The following is a 16,320-nucleotide window of genomic DNA, read 5'->3' on the forward strand; positions in this document are numbered from 1 at the left end:
CGTGGAATTGAAGAGCAGTTTCCAGCGGAACTAAAATTCTCGAATTAATGCTTCCTGGTGGAAGGATCTGTTTTTGGGAGTTGGGTGACGACGGTGAAGTCCAGTCCGTCCGCCTCCGCGAGGTAGATGCGCTGGCGTACGTGCCGGTCGCGCAGCCGGAGGAGGCCGCGCGGCCCCTCGTACGACACCGCCTCGGCCGCCGCGCCGATCGCGGACACGTCGAGGGTGCGGGCGCGTTCGACGAGGGCCGCGAGCAGCAGCACGCCCTCGTAGCAGGACTCGCCGAGGCTGCCCGGGGCCGGGGCGTCGACGCCGTAGCGGGCCGCGTAACTGCCGTGGAAGTCCAGGGTGTCCTGGTTGGCGAGGGAGGCGAAGAAGCCGGCGGTGCTGAACAGGTCGCGGGTCGCCTCGGATCCGCTGGCCAGCAGCATGTTCTCGTCCATGAGGGTGCTCAGCCGAAGACAGCGCCGGTCGAGTCCGAAGGCGCCGAAGGCGCGATTGAAACGGACCGCGTCACTGCCCACCAGCAGCATCAACACCCCGTCGGCGTCCGCGTGTTCGATGCGACGCAGTACGTCGGTGAAGTCGTCGGTGCCCAGCGGGAGATACGCCTCCCCGCACACCCGGCCCCGGTTCTCACGTGCGTACCGGCGGGCGGCGCGTGCGGTCTGCCGGGGCCACACGTAGTTGTTGCCGACGACGAACCAGCGCCGTACGCCCCGCGCCTCGCCGATCAGCCGCATCGCGGGCCGCAGTTGCCCGGCGGGCGTCTCGCTGGTCAGGAACACACCCTCGGTGCGCTCGCCACCCTCGTACAGGGCCGTGTAGACGTAGGGCACCCGGTGCGCGACCCGGGGCGCCAGGGCCTGCCGTACGGAGGAGATGTGCCAGCCGGTGACGCCCTGCACCACGCCGGTCGCGACCAGCGCCTCGACCTCCCCGGCGACCCGCTGCGGATCGGCGCCCCCGTCGACCTCCAGGAGCCGCAGCTCCTTCCCCAGGACCCCGCCCGCCCGGTTGACCTCCTCGGCGGCCAGCCGCGCGCACGCCTCGCACGCGGGACCGAAGATCCCGGCGGGCCCCTGCATCGGGTACACCAGCGCGACGGTCAGGATCGAGTCGTCGGCCGTGAACCACTCGGGGGTGCGGAGCCGCTCCATGGAGGTCATGATTGCCTGCCCGGGGGTGGGGCCCAAGGAACGGCCGGAATCGAGACCGTTTCGTACAATCACCGGCGGCCAGCAACACGAACGCCGACGGATGAGTGAGAGCACAGTGTTCGAGTACGAGAAGGACGGCGCCGCGATCTACCGCCGGTCCTTCGCCACCATCCGCGCCGAGGCCGACCTCGCCGGGCTGCCCGCCGACGTCGCCCAGGTCGCCGTACGGATGATCCACGCCTGCGGGATGGTCGACCTCGCGGGCGACCTCGGCTACACACCCGATGTCGTCACCCGCGCCCGCGAGGCCCTGCGCGCGGGCGCCCCCGTCCTCTGCGACGTCTCGATGGTGGCCAGCGGCATCACCCGCAAGCGGCTCCCCGCCGGCAACGAGGTCATCTGCACGCTCACCGACCCGGCGGTACCGGACCTGGCGGCGAAGCTCGGGACCACGCGCAGCGCCGCCGCGCTGGAGCTGTGGCGCGACCGGCTGGAGGGTGCCGTGGTGGCCGTGGGCAACGCTCCCACCGCGCTCTTCCGGCTGCTGGAGATGATCGAGGAGGGCGCACCCCGCCCGGCCGCCGTGATCGGCGTTCCGGTGGGCTTCGTCGGCGCGGTCGAGTCGAAGGACGCGCTGGCCGGGCACCCGTCCAGGCTGGAGCATCTGGTCGTACGGGGTCGCCGGGGCGGGAGCGCCATCGCGGCGGCGGCGGTGAACGCGATCGCCAGCGAGGTGGAATGAACGGAGGCTGTACGTGACAGGGGCGGCAGGGGGGCTTACGCCTCCGCCTCCACAGGCTCCCGCTCCGGCCTCGCCAGTCCCGACGTCCATCGCTCCTCGATCCGGCCGACCTTCCACACCACCAGGGCCACGGCCCAGGTCCCGAAGAACAGCCCGACGATGACGTAGCCGACGATGTTGAGGTCGAGACCGGCGACCCGGTCCCAGAACGGGCCGTGCAGGTCCGCCTGTTCGGCGATCAGGCCCAGCAGCTCCACCGTGCCGATGACGAACGCGACGGCGACCGACAGTCCGGTGATCGTGAGGTTGTAGTAGACCTTGCGGACCGGCTTGGAGAAGGCCCAGCCGTACGCGAAGTTCATGAACGAGCCGTCGATCGTGTCCAGCAGTGACATCCCGGCCGCGAAGAGGACGGGCAGGCACAGGATCGCGTACCAGGGCAGCCCCGAGGCCGCGCCCGAACCGGCCAGCACCAGGAGCGCGACCTCGGTGGCCGTGTCGAAGCCGAGGCCGAAGAGCAGGCCCAGCGGATACATCTGCCACGACTTGGTGATCGACCTCGTGAAGCGGCCCAGCAGGCGGTTCATGAACCCCCGGCTGTTCAGCTGCTCTTCGAGGGCGTCCTCGTCGAAGTGGCCGGTCCGCATCCGCCGGAACACCTTCCAGATGCCGGCCAGGATGACGAGGTTGATGCCGGCGATGAGGTAGAGGAACGTCCCGGAGACGGTCGTACCGATGAGGCCGGTGACGTTGTGCAGGTGGGAGTCGTCGTCCTGGACCGGCCCGGCGAGGGCCTTGACGCCCAGCGACAGCAGAAGGGCGAGGGCGAAGACGACGCTGGAGTGGCCGAGCGAGAACCAGAACCCGACGGACAGCGGGCGCCGCCCCTCGCCCATCAGCTTCCGGGTCGTGTTGTCGATGGCGGCGATGTGGTCGGCGTCGAAGGCGTGCCGCATACCGAGCGTGTAGGCGGTCACGCCGATGCCGATACCGAAGGCCTTCCCACCTGCGCTGTAGTGCTCGGGCGCGACGATCGCCACCAGCGTGAACCAGCCGATGACATGCAGCGCCACGATGAAGGCGGCCATGCCACCGACCCTGATCCACTCCTCACGACTCATCGCCCCAGCTTTCTGCCATCAACCATTACCTGCAATCAATGTGCAGTAAAGGTCCCGACAGGTTTCGGTCAGGAGGTGAGGAGGTGAGGAGGTCAGGGACGCTGGGAAAGTCGGGACACCAGCCAGTGCAGGGCCTGCTCCGGGCTGTCGGCCACCCGCACGCCCTCCGGTACCGGCGGGCGCCGTACGACGATCACCGGCAGCCCCGCCTCCCTCGCCGCCGTCAGCTTCGGGGCGGTGGCCGGGCCGCCGCTGTCCTTCGTGACGAGGACGTCGATGCGGTGGCGGCGCAGCAGCTCGCGTTCGCCGTCCTCGCCGTCGAGGGTGAAGGGGCCACGGTCGAGCAGCACCTCCATACGGGCCGGGTGCGGTGCCTCGGGCGCCTCCACGGAACGGACGAGGAACCACAGCTCGTCGAGCGCGGCGACGGCGAAGGCGGCCAGGCCCAGGCGCCCGGTGGTGAGGAACACCCGTCGGCCCAGCCCGGGCAGCAGCGCGGCGGCCTCCGCCAGGGAACCGGCCCTGTGCCAGTCGTCGCCCTCGACCGGCACCCAGCCGGGGCGCCGGAGCGCGAGCAGGGGAACATGGGCTGCGGCGGCGGCCCGTGCCGCGTGGAAACCGATCGTCTCGGCGAAGGGGTGGGTGGCGTCGATGAGCACGTCAACCTGGTGTGCGCGCAGCCACTCGGCGAGCCCCTCGGCCCCGCCGAAGCCGCCGACGCGCACCTCGCCGGGCGGCAGCCGGGGCGTGGAGACCCGTCCCGCCAGTGAGTTCGTCACCCGGAAGGCGGGCAACCCCGTACCGGCCGCGACGAGCTCGGCGAGGCGGCGGGCCTCGGCGGTTCCGCCCAGGATCAGTACGTGCGGCACGAGAACCGGGTTCCCTTCATGAGCGGCAAGTGGCGATGAGCAGCGGTGAGGCCGAGGCGAAAGGCGGGCGCGGCGCCCAACTCAAGCACACCGGCCTGCGCCCCGGCTGGACCACCGGCGCCTGTGCGACCGCCGCCACGACAGCCGCGTACACCGCCCTGCTGACCGGGGACTTCCCCGACCCGGTGACGATCACGCTGCCCAGGGGCCAGACACCGGCGTTCGCGCTGGCCACCGAGGAGCTGACCGGCTCGTACGCCATGGCGGGCATCGTGAAGGACGCGGGCGACGACCCGGACGTCACCCACGGCGCGCTCGTCCGGGCGACCGTACGTCTGCTGCCCGCCGGGTCGGGCGTCGTCTTCCGCGCCGGTCCTGGCGTCGGCACGGTCACCCGCCCCGGGCTGCCGCTGCCGGTCGGCGAACCGGCGGTCAACCCGGTCCCCCGGCAGCTGATGCGCGACCACGTCGCCCGGGTGGCTGCCCTGCACGGGCGCGGGGGCGGGAACGGAGACGGGCACAGGGACAGAGACAGGGACAGGAACGGGGGTGATGTCGAGATCACCGTCTCCATCGACCACGGCGAGGAGATCGCCCGCTCCACCTGGAACCCGCGGCTCGGCATCCTCGGCGGGCTGTCCGTCCTAGGCACCACCGGGATCGTCGTCCCCTACTCCTGCTCGGCGTGGATCGACTCGATCCGGCGGGGCGTGGACGTGGCCCGGGCCGCCGGACACACCCATGTCGCCGGGTGCACCGGTTCGACCTCGGAGAAGACGGTCGTGGCCGCGTACGGGCTCCCCGAGGAAGCCCTGCTCGACATGGGCGACTTCGCGGGGGCGGTACTGAAGTACGTACGACGTCATCCCGTCGACCGGCTCACGATCTGCGGCGGGTTCGCGAAACTGTCGAAGCTGGCGGCCGGTCATCTGGACCTGCACTCCGCCCGTTCCCAGGTCGACAAGGGCCTCCTCGCCGAACTGGCCCGGCGGGGCGGCGCGAGCGAGACGCTGGCCGCCGAGGTCGCGGACGCCAACACCGGCCTCGCGGCACTCCAGTTGTGCGCGGCGGCCGGGATCCCGCTCGGCGACCTGGTGGCGGTGGCCGCTCGCGACGAGGCCCTCGCGGTACTGCGCGGGGCGCCCGTCGCCGTCGACGTGATCTGCATCGACCGGGCGGGGCTGGTGGTGGGGCGCAGCGGCGTGGCCTGAGGATCTGATCATCCGACAGGCCCCGGACTGCAACCGCCCGTCCCGGTGAGGCAGTCTTCTTCCTCGTGGCGATCCTGGGGAACCTTCCGAGTCAGAGCGGGCCGAACGGTCCTCGTACCGGTGATCCCGCCGCGCACATGATCGTGTGCGGCGACGACGGGCTCGCGCACCGGCTGGCCCACGAACTCCGCAACGTGTACGGCGAGCAGGTCACGCTCGTCGTCCCGCCCTCGGAGCGGAACGTACGGCCGCCGGTGGTCGTCCGGGCCGCCGGAACCGCGTCGGCGCTGCTCGACCGGATGTCCGCGGCCGTCAACCGGGCGGCGGGCAACGGCAATGGGGGTGGGGGCGGGGGCGGGACTGGCAGTGGGACGGGGAGTGGGAACGGTGAACCCGGGCCGCACGAAGGGGTGTTGGAGGCCGTCGAGCTGACCGAGGCCGTCCTCGCCGAGGCCGGTGCGGAGCGGGCCGCGGCCCTGGCGCTCGTGTACGACGACGACGAGACCAACATCCGCGCCGCCCTCACCGCCCGTCGCCTCAATCCACGACTGCAGCTCGTACTGCGGCTCTACAACCGGCGGTTGGGCCAGCACATCGGGGAACTCCTCGACCAGGCCTCGGCGTTGGCGGCAGCGGCCGACAACACCGGTGACGGCGACGGTGACAGCAGCGGCGGCTATCCGGACAACCGCTCCGACGCGTCCACCACCGTCCTGTCCGACGCCGACACGGCCGCCCCCGCTCTCGCCGCCACCGCGATCACCGGTACCAGCAAGGTAGTTCAGACCGCCGGACTGCTACTGCGCGCGGTGGAACGGCTGCCACCGGCGCCGGGTGAGGTCGCCGACCCTGGCCTGTACACCCTCGCCCTGCTCTCCGCCACGAGCAGCGACCCGGCCGGCGCGGACGGCTCGGAGGGCAGCGGCGACCAGGGGCCCCAACTGCTCCCCGACGAGGCGGCGGTGGCGGCGGCGACCGGGCGCGGGACGGTCGTGCTCCAGCAGGTGGCATACGCGTACTCCGGGACGTCGATGTCAGGCGGGCGGGGGTGGGGCGTGGTGCCGCCGTTCGCCTCGCTCTTCTCGCGGCGGCTGCGGTGGTCGCTGGCCGGGATGCTCGCGTGCGTGATCGCCCTCGCGGTCGCGCTGACGCTCGCGACGGGCGACGCTCCCCTCCGCGCGACGTACCTGACCCTGCTCGACCTCTTCGCGATCAACGATCCGGCGCGCGGGGACTCCGCGGCCCGCCAGATCCTTCAACTCCTCTCCGGGCTGGTCGGGTTGCTGCTCATGCCGGTGCTGCTGGCCGCCGTGCTGGAGGCGCTCGGTACGTTCCGCAGCGGGTCCGCGGTACGGAGGCCGCCGCGTGGGCTGAGCGGGCATGTGGTGCTGCTCGGCCTCGGCAAGATCGGCACCCGGGTGCTGACCCGCCTGCGCGAACTCAACATCCCGGTGGTGTGCGTCGAGGCGGATCCCGACGCGCGCGGGCTCGCCACGGCGCGGCGGCTGCGGGTGCCCGTGGTGCTGGGTGACGTGACCCAGGAGGGCGTCCTGGAGGCCGCGAAGATCAGCCGCGCGCAGGCGCTCCTCGCCCTCACCAGCGCCGACACGACGAACCTGGAGGCGGTGCTGTACGGGCGTTCCGTACGGCCCGACCTGCGCGTCGTCCTGCGCCTGTACGACGACGACTTCGCCACCGCCGTGTACCGCACCCTGAGGGCGGCGCACCCCGGTGCGACCACCCGCAGCCGGAGCGTGTCGCACCTCGCGGCGCCCGCGTTCGCCGGGGCGATGATGGGGCGCCAGACGCAGATCCTGGGCACGATCCCCGTCGAGCGGCGGGTGCTGCTGTTCGCGGCGATGCGGGTGGGCGGGCATGCGCAGTTGGAGGGGCGGACGGTCGGGGAGGCGTTTCGGGCGGGGGCGTGGCGGGTGCTGGCGCTGGACACGGGGGTGGGGGCCGTCGGGGCGGACGGACGGCCGTCGGGGCTGGTGTGGGATCTGCCGGCGACGTATGTGCTGCGGTCGGAGGACCGGGTGGTGCTGGCCGCCACCCGGCGAGGGCTGGCGGAGCTGCTGGGGAGGCGGCGAGGTGAGCGGGCGGGGGTGTAGTTACTCGCCCGCTCACCCCGCCGCCCCGCCGCCCTCCGGCCCGCCCCCACAGCCAAGGCGGACAGGCCGGATCTGAGTGGCGTCCCAACGCGGGCTTCAGGCGGTCGAGGTCATCAGCTGCCGTCTGTCGGCATTGGGCCCCTGCCACTGGAGGCAACGAGTCCTCTGGCGGCAGGGGCCTTTCGCATCAGCAGGTCATGCGGCGGGCTGGCCGCTGCCGGGGCACATCTCACGGCTGCCCGGCGCCTGGTGCGGCGCGCACGGCTCACCAGGATTGGCGCTTCCGTACGAACCACAGACAGGGCAGGAGGCCGTGCACTGACCAGGGTCGAACCGGTATCCGGGGCGGTGGTGCATGCATTCCATGTCGCGCTCCTCACATGATGTGGGTGGTGCTGGCTGCTGGTGCGGTGCTACTCCCCGCGCGGCCGTTCCGGTCACCAGGGAGGGTCTAGAGCTTGCGTACGTACGCCTTGGCTCCGTTGTGGAAGAACACCGTCAGGCCCTGGTGGTCGGGCCGCTCCCCCTCCCGAACGGACCAGCGCTCGATCCGGGCGATCTCCGGGGATTCGGCCTGGCCGACAGCCGCCGCCAGCCATGCCTCGGGGCCGTCACCGGGCTCCGCCGCCTGCCAGCCGGCCGGGGCGCCTTCGACGGGCGCGTCCGCGTTGTCGTGACGCTCGCCGTCGGCGAGCTGGCCGATGATCTGCCAGCGGGTCTCACCGTTCGCAGTGGTGACGGCGAGTCCATAGGGGTAATTGGTGTCTCCGGCATCGGCGAGGGTCTGCACCCTCACGGTGCCAGGGGCGTTCTTCAGAACGTCGAGGGCGAAGTTCTGGAACCGGTCTGGACGCATGCGGCTCATTCCTCTCGTGGCGGCTGCGCCAGTCTAGGAAGACCGCGCACACGACATGCCGTCGGCCTTCGGGCCGTTCTGCCGGATCCGACTGTCCAGGGCGGCCGGGCAGACTGAAGGTGTTCACCGGCCAACCTCCGGACGGGCACCGCACAGCTCCTCGTAGTGATCGCACAGCACGTTCAGAGAACGAGACAGTCGGCGCGCGTACGCGAGGTGTGAACTCAAGGCGGGGTGCGGCTCGATGCGCAGTTTCCTGCGGCTCTCGGAGATCGCCATCCGGGCGCACACGCGGGCGAGGCTGTCGTCACCGCGCCGTCTTGAGGCAGCCCGCCCCAGTTCGGGGATGATGAGCGCCAGGTGCCCCTTCAGCAGGAGCGTCAGCGTCTCCAGTTCCTGCGCGGACGGCACTACGGCGTCGGGCTCGAGCAGGCGGCGCGCGCTGGCGTGCATTGTCTCGATGTCGATGGGAAGAGAGGCGTCGCTGGTCACAGGTGCTCTCCCCTTGAGCGGGCGTTGGCCACCGCGACGGCCGAACGCAGCGCCTGGGCATCGGTGACCGGCCGGAGGTCGTCCGGCCGCGCATCCCATTCCCGGCCGCCACCGACCGGCCGCACCTGTACGTACGGCCCCTCGAAGCCCATGACCTTGCCGATCCTCCCGGCGTCGGCGTCCTCGACGGTGTCGCCGAGGTTCGGCTTGTACGCGGTCATGCTCACCCAGCCTCCTGCGCCGACAGGGCCAGCGCTCGCGCCTGCCCGTTCGGTGGAAAGGCGTAGGCGCGCACCGGAGTGGCTGCGCCCGGCTCGATGAACCGAGCAGGCGCCGACACCAGCCCTTGGCGCTGAGCCCTGCGACGTCGGGCGTGGATGAGGATGGCTCCCCACATCTCCGGCGACGGATCGCGCACGATCACGCCTGAGCCGTCTTCCCGGTCTGCATCAGGAATGGGGCTGCTGGATGCAGGCGGCCCGAGCAGGAGTGTTCTCACCCGCTCGAGCAATCGTGGTACAAGATGCACGTCGACTCCTTCATAGTCGGCCGCGCCCCGGGGTGTTCCCGCACCGCCGGGGTCTGACGTCAGGTCTGAACACGCCCCCGTACTCAAGTCCCCTCCGTCGTGGATGCAGAAGGAGTTCGAGATGGTCGGGCACGGGGTGAGCACCGGGAGCCGGGCATGCCCGCGGGTTGTCGGACACGCCGCCTGCACATGAGATCCCTCAAGGTGATCGCAAGCTCACTGTCGGTGAGCTATCCACGATGCACCGTGAAAAGAGGTACGCCCCCTAGGTTTTCTAGGGGGCGCTCACCGGGGAACTGGTTCCCGACCGTCAGTGGACAAGTTCCATGCTGCGGATCAAGGAAGACAACGCCCCCGCCTGTGAAGGCACTCCGACCCGGGCCAGGTCTTCCACCAGGGCCCGCGCCATCGGGTCCGCGTGCACGTAGTACGGAGCCGATGAGGCGGCCTCCTTTAGCGTCACTACGGCGGACGGCAGCCGGTTCATGCGCCGCAGAGCGCGCGCCTTGTCAATCTTGTAGTGGGTCTGCCGTTCCTTGCTCGGGACATCGTCGACCGACACGTTCTCGACCCTCGACAGTCCCGTGTCCGGCTCGCCGATCTCCACGCCGACCTCGGCGGCGTGGACGGCCACAGTGCCGCGCCCGAACACCGTCTGTGCGTCCAGATCGTAGAACTCCGGTCCGAGACGGTCGGCGTCCTCGAGAGCGGCGTCGATTCGGGCCCACGCGTCCTGTCCCTGAGAGCCCCGGGCATGGGCCACCGCGCACCGCAGATGCAGCGCACCGCGCAACGACAGCGCTTCCGGGCTCCCATCACGTGCTGTGGCCAGCGGCTCAACGTCCCGGAGCGCGGCTTCCGCGACGGCCACCGTCTCCAGGAGAGAGGCTTGGTGCAGCAGGGCACCGCAACGGTCCCAGGCAACCTGCGCCTTCACCAGAGGGTCGCCCAACTGCGTCGCCGCGCCGGCGGCGACTTCGGCGGCCGACCACGCCAGATCCGCGTAACCGAGCTGGTTGAGGCACATGCGCGCAGTACGAGCCGCGTCGACCATGTACCGCAGCGCCTCATCGCGAGCAGTGCCCTCACTGACGAGGATCGCCGTGTTCAGGTCCTCGACCATCGCGGGCAGCAGCGTGGCCACCTTCGGCAGATTCGCGGACTGCCGCGCCCGGTTGGCCTGCTGGGACTTCGCCCTCATCGTGCGGGCATCGACCGCCACACCCTGAGGTGCGAGCCCCGGATGACCGGACAGGATCAACCCCGCACGGCGCAGCCCCGTTCGCAGGGCCGGTACGTGGGCGTGGGCGAGGTTTCCGCCATCGCGCCGAAGGCGGTAGGGCTGGCCCAGCAGCCACACCACGTCGACGTCGCAGCGGTCGGCGACAGCGGTGATCAGGGAGTATCGGTCGAGGGGCATCCTGCCGTTCTCGACGTTGGCCATCCAGGACTCGGTGCGGTTGAGGAAATCAGCCAGTTCCTGTTGAGTCAGACCAGCCGCATTGCGTGCGATCCGTACGCGCGCCCCGATGTGGTTGTCACTACCTTCCGGCATGATGTGACTCCGTTCTGCGTCGACAACAGAACGGTACCCCGGAGCCATGTTCCGGGATCGCGCTCAGTGGCCCCGCTGGCTGGTGGGGCCGTTCGCTGTCAGCCGCCGACGATCTCCGTGAGCTGAGTGAGATTGTCGATCCGCCAGTCCGCCGTCGCGACAACATCCGGGTCGTTCGCCCACAGATGTCCCCACGGGCCGCGACGAATATGAGCGACACGCAGCCCGGCGGCCTTCGCCGGGAAGACGTCGTTGGCGGGATGGTCGCCCACGTACACGGTCTCGCTCGGTGCCGCCTGGGCCACGTCCAGAACACGCTCGAAGAATGCCGACTGCGGCTTCGCGACACCCCACTCCCCCGACGTCACGATCAGGTCCGCCGGGAGATCCAGGCCGCGCAGCAACTCACCTGCACGAGCCGTCTGGTTGCCTGCGATGATGACGCGCACACCCAGCCTTCGCAGCTCGGACAGAGCAGACCGTACGTCACCGTAGAGATCGCTCTCATCGAGCTGCTCACCACGGCCGGCAGCTTCGCGGGCCCGATACTCGGCGTCGATGTCGATGTCCGGCCGTACAAGACGAAGGGCGTCGGCGTTGTCGCGGCCCTGGGTCACGACAGCACCGACGAGCGCGGAGAGGGTGTGGCGGGGGACGGCCAGCCAATCAGCCCAGGAAGCCCAGTAGCGGTCGTCCCGGGTGATCGTCTCTCCGACGTCCAACACAACGGTCTCAGTCACCCTGCGAGCCTAAAACACATGACCGCAGAGGAGAGATCAGCCGTGACTGACACCCGCACACTGGCCGCCCGAAACCTCCGAGTCGCGTGGGTCAAATCCCCCGCTGATGCCGTCCGCCACGTTCGAATCCTTCGTCACCGGTGCGCGTGTGAGCCGCTTCGAGTCCTGACGCACCGAACCGGGGCCCGCCCCATCCGAGCCGGAGCGGGCCTCGACGTGTACGTGTGCGGCGCCCCGGCCAACGACGAGGGGGAGGGTGACCGGGGCAACCCGGTCGTTCGTCAGCCCCCTCCCCCTCACTCACGCCCCCAAATGCCGCTCCACGAACTCCAGTTCCAGCCGGACCTGCTTGATCCGTTCGTCCACCACCAGTGATCCATGGCCCGCGTCATAGCGGTACACCTCGTGTACCGCGCCCCTCGCCTCCAGGCGCTTCACGTAGTTGTCGATCTGGCGGATCGGACAGCGCGGGTCGTTCACCCCGGCCGAGATGTACACCGGCGCCCGCACCGCGTCGACGTACGTCAGGGGCGACGACGCCTCGAACCGTTCCGGAACCTCCTCCGGCGTACCGCCCAGCAGTGTGCGGTCCATCGCCTTCAGCGCTTCCATCTCGTCGTGGTACGCCGTGACGTAGTCCGCGACCGGCACCGCCGCGAGGCCCAGCGCCCACGCGTCGGGCTGCACGCCGAGGCCGAGAAGCGTCAGGTAGCCGCCCCAGGAACCGCCGGTCAGGATCAGCCGGTCGGGGTCCGCGAGGCCCGAGCTCACCGCCCATTCCCGGACCGCCGCGATGTCCTCCAGCTCGATCAGACCGACCCGGTGCTTGAGGGCGTCCGTCCACTCACGCCCGTACCCGGTGGATCCCCGGTAGTTGACCCGCACCACCGCGTACCCGTGGTCGACCCAGGCCGCCGGCCCCGCCGCGAACGAGTCGCTGTCGTGCCAGGTGGGCCCGCCGTGGATGTCGAAGACCGTCGGGAACGGGCCCTCCGCCCCCGCCGGCTTCTGCACCAGGGCGTGGATACGGCCCCCTGGCCCCTCCACCCACACGTCCTCCACCGGCACCGAGCCCGGCGACTTCAGCCCGGGCGGGTCCAGGACCACCGCTCCCGTCGTCGAGCGCACCGACGACGGCTGCGCCGACGACGACCACAGGTACTCCACGCTGCCGTCGGGCCGGGCCGTCGCCCCGGAGACCGAACCGGGGGGCGTGGGCACCTTCACCAGCTCGCGCGAGCCCAGGTCGTAGCGGAACAGCTCGCTGCGCGCCTCGAAGCCGTGGGCGATCAGGAGTCCGGAGCCGTCCGGATACCATTCCGCGCTGACATCACCCGGCAGGTCGAGGCCGAGGTCGGTCTCCTCACCGCTCACCACGTCCCACACCAGCGGCTCCCAGCGGCCCCGGCGCTGATGTCCGACGAGCAGCCGTGTGTCCCCCTCGACGGGCGCGAAGCCCAGCACCTCCAGGCCGAGTTCCTGCGCGCCGCCCTTGGTGTCGTCGAGTTCGGCGACCGTCGTACCGTCCGGGCGCAGGACGCGCAGCGCCGAGTGCATCGCGTCGCCGTGCTCCGTGTGCTCGATCGCGATCAGCGAACCGTCGTGCGAGAGGTCGCCGACGCCCGCCGACTCGCGGTGCCGGTAGATCACCACCGGGGGCTCGCCCGCCACCGCGAGGTGGATCGTCGTACCCTCCTCGTCCGTCGAGCGTCCCACGACCGCCGTACGACCGTCCCGGCCCAGCGCCAGCCCCGCCGGGTACGAGGCCTCCAGACCGGGAGTCGCGAACTCGTCCTCGCCGCCCGTGAACGGCTGCCGGCGCCACACGCCGAACTCGTCGCCGTCCTTGTCGTCGAACCACCAGATCCACTCGCCGTCGAGCGACAGCACGCCATCCGTCGTGCCGTTCGGCCGGTTCGTCACCTGGCGCTGTTCGCCCGTGGCGCGGTCCCAGGCGTACAGCTCGTACGTCCCCGTCGCGTTGGACACGAACAGGGACCGCTCCGGCGCGTCCTCCGCCCAGTCCGGCAGCGACACCCGCGGCGCCCTGAACCGCTTCTCCCAGTCCGGCGTGACCGTGTCCCGCGTGGCCGTGTCGGGCGTATTCGTGTTCGGTGTGGACCCGTTGCTGTCAGTCATGACCCCATACTGCCCGCCCATCACGACAATCCGCCGCCGAGGTCCCCAGCCTGTGGAAAACTTCGCGGAGGATCAGACATATCCACAGGTCAAAGCCGATTGTCAGTGGCCGGGTACAGACTCTGCCCCATGACCGACACCACCCGTACGACCGAACTGCGCGAGACCGTCGAGCGGTTCTGGGCCACCGCCGAGGCCAGAGACTGGGACGCGTTCGCCGACACCCTCGCCGACGACGTCGTCTACACGCTGCCCCAGACCCGGGAGCGGGTCAGCGGCAAGGAGCGCTTCGTCCGGTTCAACCGGGAGTACCCGAGCGACTGGCACCTGCGAACAGAGCGCGTGGTCGCCGAGCCGGGGCAGGTCGTCACCTGGCTCCGCTTCACCGTGGGCCCGGAGGAGATGCACGCCCTCTCCTTCTTCACCGGGGACGAGAACGGGAACATAGCCACCATCACCGACTTCTGGCCCGAGCCCTACGAGCCCCCGGCGAGCCGGGACCACCTGAAGGAGCTGACGGAGCGGTACTGACAGGGCCGGCCGACCCCGCGAACCGGGCATGGACGGCCGCACCGTACCTTTGAAGGCGTGTACCGGTTTCTGCTGACGCCCCGTTGGTGGGGGATCAACGTCTTCGTGCTGCTCGCCATCCCCTTCTGCGTGTTCATGGGGTCGTGGCAGCTGAGCCGGTTCGAGGACCGGGTGCAGGACCACAGGACCGCCACCGAGGAGGTCTCCGCCGAGAAGGGCGAGGCCGCCCGGCCGCTCGCCGAGCTGCTGCCCGTCGACAAGAAGACCTCCGGGGAACGCGTCACCGTCACCGGGCGGTACGGCAGGCAACTGCTCGTCCCGGACCGGCAGCTCGACGACCGGAACGGCTACTTCGTACTGACGCTGCTGCGGACGGACGGGGGCAAGGCGCTGCCCGTCGTACGCGGCTGGCTGCCCGGTACCGCCGACCCCGCGAAGGCCCCCGCCCCGCCCACCGGCGAGGTCACCGTCACCGGTGCGCTCCAGGCGTCCGAGACGCCGGGGTCCAACGGTGTGAGCGCGGCAGGCGGGCTACCGGCCGGGCAGACCGGCGCGATCAGCGCGGCCTCACTGGTGAACCTCGTGCCGTACGACGTGTACGACGCCTGGGTCACCCTCGACAAGGGCGACTCGGGGATGAAGGCCGTACCGGCGACCGCGCCCGCGAACACCGGGCTCGACCTGAAGGCGTTCCAGAACCTCGGCTACACCGGCGAGTGGTTCGTCTTCGCCGGCTTCGTCGTCTTCATGTGGTTCCGGCTGGTGCGCCGCGAGGCGGAGTTCGCGCGGGACGCGGAGCTGGGGCTCGCACCGCCCGACGAAACGCCGGCGGCGGAACCCGCGCGGGAAGGCGCCACCGCCTGACCTCCGTCCGAGCTCCGGCTGAGTGGCGCCGGTGGCGCGCCGGTACTACGTGCTCTCCGCCATGACACCGGTCCTGTACACCGTGCCCGCGCACGCGTTCGACACCGTCGCCGTCACCGTGGGCGAGCCGCCCTCCGCCGTGTAGGACACCGCCACACTGCCGTCGGCGGTGCCGTCCTCCGTGAACAGCTGGGCCGAGGTGCCGGTGTCGCCGCTGCTGGTGCCGGTCGTGGCCGAGTCGGTGCTCTCGCTCGGTGTGGGCGTCGGCGACGCCGAGGGATCGCTCGTGCTGCCGCCGTCGGTGGTACCGCCGGTCGTGGGGCACGTCTCCGAGGGCACCCAGGCGAACTGCACGGTGTAAGCCGCACCCGGCGCCAGCACCAGTCCGCTGACCGAGGCGGACGGGTCGGGCAGGCTACCGGCCGCGTCCCCCGCCGTATGGTCGGTGACACCCAGCTTCGACTGGTCCGCCGCGCCCTGCGCGAGCGGCGACACGGTGCCGTTGCCGCCGACCGTACAGGCGGCGGCGGAGACGTTGACGACCCGGAACGTGCCGTAGACCGCGCCACTGCCGTCGGGGCTGCCGACCGAACCGGTGGCCGATCCCAGCTGGGTCGCGTCGCAGGTGGGCGTCGTCGCGGAGCTGGTCGTCGGATCGGCGCCGCCGGTCGTGCTGCCGCTGCCGCCGCCCTTGTCCGGGTTGGTCGCGCCGCCGGAGGCGCTGCTCGTCGGCTTGTCCTTGACCGTGCCGGAGCCGCCCCCGGAGGTGCTCTCGCCACCGTCCGGGCCCTTGCCGGTGTCCTTGCCCCCCTCGGTCTGCGCGCCGTGGCCCGCGATGAGGGAGGGGTCGGACGCGGCACCGGTGACGTTCGAGACGTGCAGCAGGGCCGGGATGGCCGTGCCGATGAAGAGCGCGGCGGCGGCCATACCTATGGCGGCGTGCCGCTTGCGGGCCCGTCGGGCGGGTACCGCGCGCCGGAGATGGTCCAGCACCGCGTCGGTCGGCTGGATTCCGCCCACCGCCTGGTGCAGCATCGTGCGCAGTGCCAGCTCTTCCGAGCCGAGCCCGTCCAGGCTCTGGTCGTCGGGGCCGTGATTCACAATTCCGTTCCCTGCGTGCGATTGCTTGTGCTCTTGCTCATGGCGGCCTGGTCCGTGGACTCCGGCTCGCCAACTCCCATTGGATCGTGCCCCGTTCACCGGAACTCTACCGGCCCGGAACTCCTCGGTCCGGAAACCGCCGCTCCCCGAGGCGGCATCCCCGTGCCCTTCGCGCCCGGCAGTGACCGAGTCCGACTCCTCGTGTCCCGCCCCCTCGGCTCCCTGCTCGTCCGGTCCCTGGGGCTGGTCCCGCTCCCGGTCCTGGCCCTGCTCCCGGTCCTGGCCCTGCTCCCGGTCCT

Annotated in this window: 15 protein-coding genes; 5 read left to right on the forward strand and 10 right to left on the reverse strand. The window is 71.0% G+C overall.

What is annotated here, in order from left to right; genetic code table 11:
* Positions 1–44: 44 nt before the first annotated feature.
* A complete protein-coding gene (locus tag G3I71_RS04460) occupies positions 45–1,160 on the reverse strand; it encodes a substrate-binding domain-containing protein (RefSeq protein WP_164312707.1) in 1,116 nt (371 codons plus the stop codon).
* A 100-nt stretch (positions 1,161–1,260) separates the two neighbouring features.
* Between G3I71_RS04460 and G3I71_RS04465 the strand changes: the two genes are divergently transcribed.
* Positions 1,261–1,902, forward strand: a complete 642-nt coding sequence (locus G3I71_RS04465) for a precorrin-8X methylmutase (RefSeq protein WP_164312582.1) — start codon at positions 1,261–1,263, stop codon at positions 1,900–1,902.
* 35 nt (positions 1,903–1,937) lie between these two features.
* On the opposite strand, the gene G3I71_RS04470 is transcribed toward G3I71_RS04465, so the two are convergent.
* Positions 1,938–3,023 (reverse strand): HoxN/HupN/NixA family nickel/cobalt transporter, encoded by a 1,086-nt coding sequence (locus G3I71_RS04470; protein WP_164312583.1) that lies wholly within the window; start codon positions 3,021–3,023, stop codon positions 1,938–1,940.
* Positions 3,024–3,115: 92 nt separating this feature from the next.
* The gene (locus tag G3I71_RS04475; protein WP_164312584.1) at positions 3,116–3,892 is read right to left on the reverse strand and encodes a cobalt-precorrin-6A reductase; all 777 of its coding nucleotides are present in this window, start codon (positions 3,890–3,892) and stop codon (positions 3,116–3,118) included.
* Between the two features lie 35 nt (positions 3,893–3,927).
* Between G3I71_RS04475 and G3I71_RS04480 the strand changes: the two genes are divergently transcribed.
* Together G3I71_RS04480 and G3I71_RS04485 are read left to right on the forward strand one after the other, a co-directional pair.
* Positions 3,928–5,103 carry a cobalt-precorrin-5B (C(1))-methyltransferase gene (locus G3I71_RS04480; protein WP_164312585.1) on the forward strand — a complete coding sequence of 392 codons (1,176 nt, stop codon included), beginning with the start codon at positions 3,928–3,930 and terminating at the stop codon, positions 5,101–5,103.
* A 137-nt stretch (positions 5,104–5,240) separates the two neighbouring features.
* A complete protein-coding gene (locus tag G3I71_RS04485) occupies positions 5,241–7,214 on the forward strand; it encodes a TrkA family potassium uptake protein (protein WP_164312708.1) in 1,974 nt (657 codons plus the stop codon).
* 451 nt (positions 7,215–7,665) lie between these two features.
* On the opposite strand, the gene G3I71_RS04490 is transcribed toward G3I71_RS04485, so the two are convergent.
* The 6 genes from G3I71_RS04490 to G3I71_RS04515 form a co-directional block, all read right to left on the reverse strand.
* Entirely contained in the window at positions 7,666–8,070 is a 405-nt protein-coding gene (locus G3I71_RS04490) for a hypothetical protein (RefSeq protein WP_164312586.1), read from the reverse strand.
* Positions 8,071–8,193: 123 nt separating this feature from the next.
* On the reverse strand, positions 8,194–8,562 hold the full coding sequence (locus G3I71_RS04495; RefSeq protein ID WP_164312587.1) for a DUF6415 family natural product biosynthesis protein: 369 nt from the start codon (positions 8,560–8,562) through the stop codon (positions 8,194–8,196).
* Positions 8,559–8,783, reverse strand: a complete 225-nt coding sequence (locus tag G3I71_RS04500; protein ID WP_164312709.1) for a hypothetical protein — start codon at positions 8,781–8,783, stop codon at positions 8,559–8,561. Before G3I71_RS04500 ends, G3I71_RS04495 begins: the two co-directional genes overlap by 4 nt.
* 618 nt (positions 8,784–9,401) lie before the next feature.
* A complete protein-coding gene (locus tag G3I71_RS04505; RefSeq protein ID WP_164312588.1) occupies positions 9,402–10,646 on the reverse strand; it encodes a helix-turn-helix domain-containing protein in 1,245 nt (414 codons plus the stop codon).
* Positions 10,647–10,744: 98 nt separating this feature from the next.
* Entirely contained in the window at positions 10,745–11,386 is a 642-nt protein-coding gene (locus G3I71_RS04510) for an HAD family hydrolase (protein ID WP_164312589.1), read from the reverse strand.
* 300 nt (positions 11,387–11,686) lie between these two features.
* A complete protein-coding gene (locus tag G3I71_RS04515; RefSeq protein WP_164312590.1) occupies positions 11,687–13,525 on the reverse strand; it encodes a prolyl oligopeptidase family serine peptidase in 1,839 nt (612 codons plus the stop codon).
* A gap of 129 nt (positions 13,526–13,654) precedes the next feature.
* On the opposite strand from G3I71_RS04515, the gene G3I71_RS04520 reads away from it, so the two are divergent.
* Both G3I71_RS04520 and G3I71_RS04525 read left to right on the forward strand, forming a co-directional pair.
* A complete protein-coding gene (locus G3I71_RS04520) occupies positions 13,655–14,056 on the forward strand; it encodes a nuclear transport factor 2 family protein (protein ID WP_164312591.1) in 402 nt (133 codons plus the stop codon).
* 57 nt (positions 14,057–14,113) lie between these two features.
* Positions 14,114–14,920 (forward strand): SURF1 family protein, encoded by an 807-nt coding sequence (locus G3I71_RS04525; protein WP_164312592.1) that lies wholly within the window; start codon positions 14,114–14,116, stop codon positions 14,918–14,920.
* Positions 14,921–14,965: 45 nt separating this feature from the next.
* Here G3I71_RS04525 and G3I71_RS04530 read toward each other — a convergent pair whose 3' ends face one another.
* Positions 14,966–16,021 (reverse strand): hypothetical protein, encoded by a 1,056-nt coding sequence (locus G3I71_RS04530; protein ID WP_164312593.1) that lies wholly within the window; start codon positions 16,019–16,021, stop codon positions 14,966–14,968.
* Positions 16,022–16,320: the final 299 nt, after the last annotated feature.

Origin of the sequence: Streptomyces sp. SID12501 (assembly GCF_010550245.1) — a bacterium.
In the GTDB taxonomy this organism is placed as follows: domain Bacteria; phylum Actinomycetota; class Actinomycetes; order Streptomycetales; family Streptomycetaceae; genus Streptomyces.

What these genes read in the sequence shown, in the direction of transcription:
- G3I71_RS04460 (WP_164312707.1), bottom strand. Translation starts at nt 1,160, where the DNA reads ATGGAGCGGCTCCGCACCCCCGAGTGGTTCACGGCCGACGACTCGATC.
- G3I71_RS04465 (WP_164312582.1), top strand. Translation starts at nt 1,261, where the DNA reads ATGAGTGAGAGCACAGTGTTCGAGTACGAGAAGGACGGCGCCGCGATC.
- G3I71_RS04470 (WP_164312583.1), bottom strand. Translation starts at nt 3,023, where the DNA reads ATGAGTCGTGAGGAGTGGATCAGGGTCGGTGGCATGGCCGCCTTCATC.
- G3I71_RS04480 (WP_164312585.1), top strand. Translation starts at nt 3,928, where the DNA reads ATGAGCAGCGGTGAGGCCGAGGCGAAAGGCGGGCGCGGCGCCCAACTC.
- G3I71_RS04485 (WP_164312708.1), top strand. Translation starts at nt 5,241, where the DNA reads ATGATCGTGTGCGGCGACGACGGGCTCGCGCACCGGCTGGCCCACGAA.
- G3I71_RS04490 (WP_164312586.1), bottom strand. Translation starts at nt 8,070, where the DNA reads ATGCGTCCAGACCGGTTCCAGAACTTCGCCCTCGACGTTCTGAAGAAC.
- G3I71_RS04500 (WP_164312709.1), bottom strand. Translation starts at nt 8,783, where the DNA reads ATGACCGCGTACAAGCCGAACCTCGGCGACACCGTCGAGGACGCCGAC.
- G3I71_RS04505 (WP_164312588.1), bottom strand. Translation starts at nt 10,646, where the DNA reads ATGCCGGAAGGTAGTGACAACCACATCGGGGCGCGCGTACGGATCGCA.
- G3I71_RS04515 (WP_164312590.1), bottom strand. Translation starts at nt 13,525, where the DNA reads ATGACTGACAGCAACGGGTCCACACCGAACACGAATACGCCCGACACG.
- G3I71_RS04520 (WP_164312591.1), top strand. Translation starts at nt 13,655, where the DNA reads ATGACCGACACCACCCGTACGACCGAACTGCGCGAGACCGTCGAGCGG.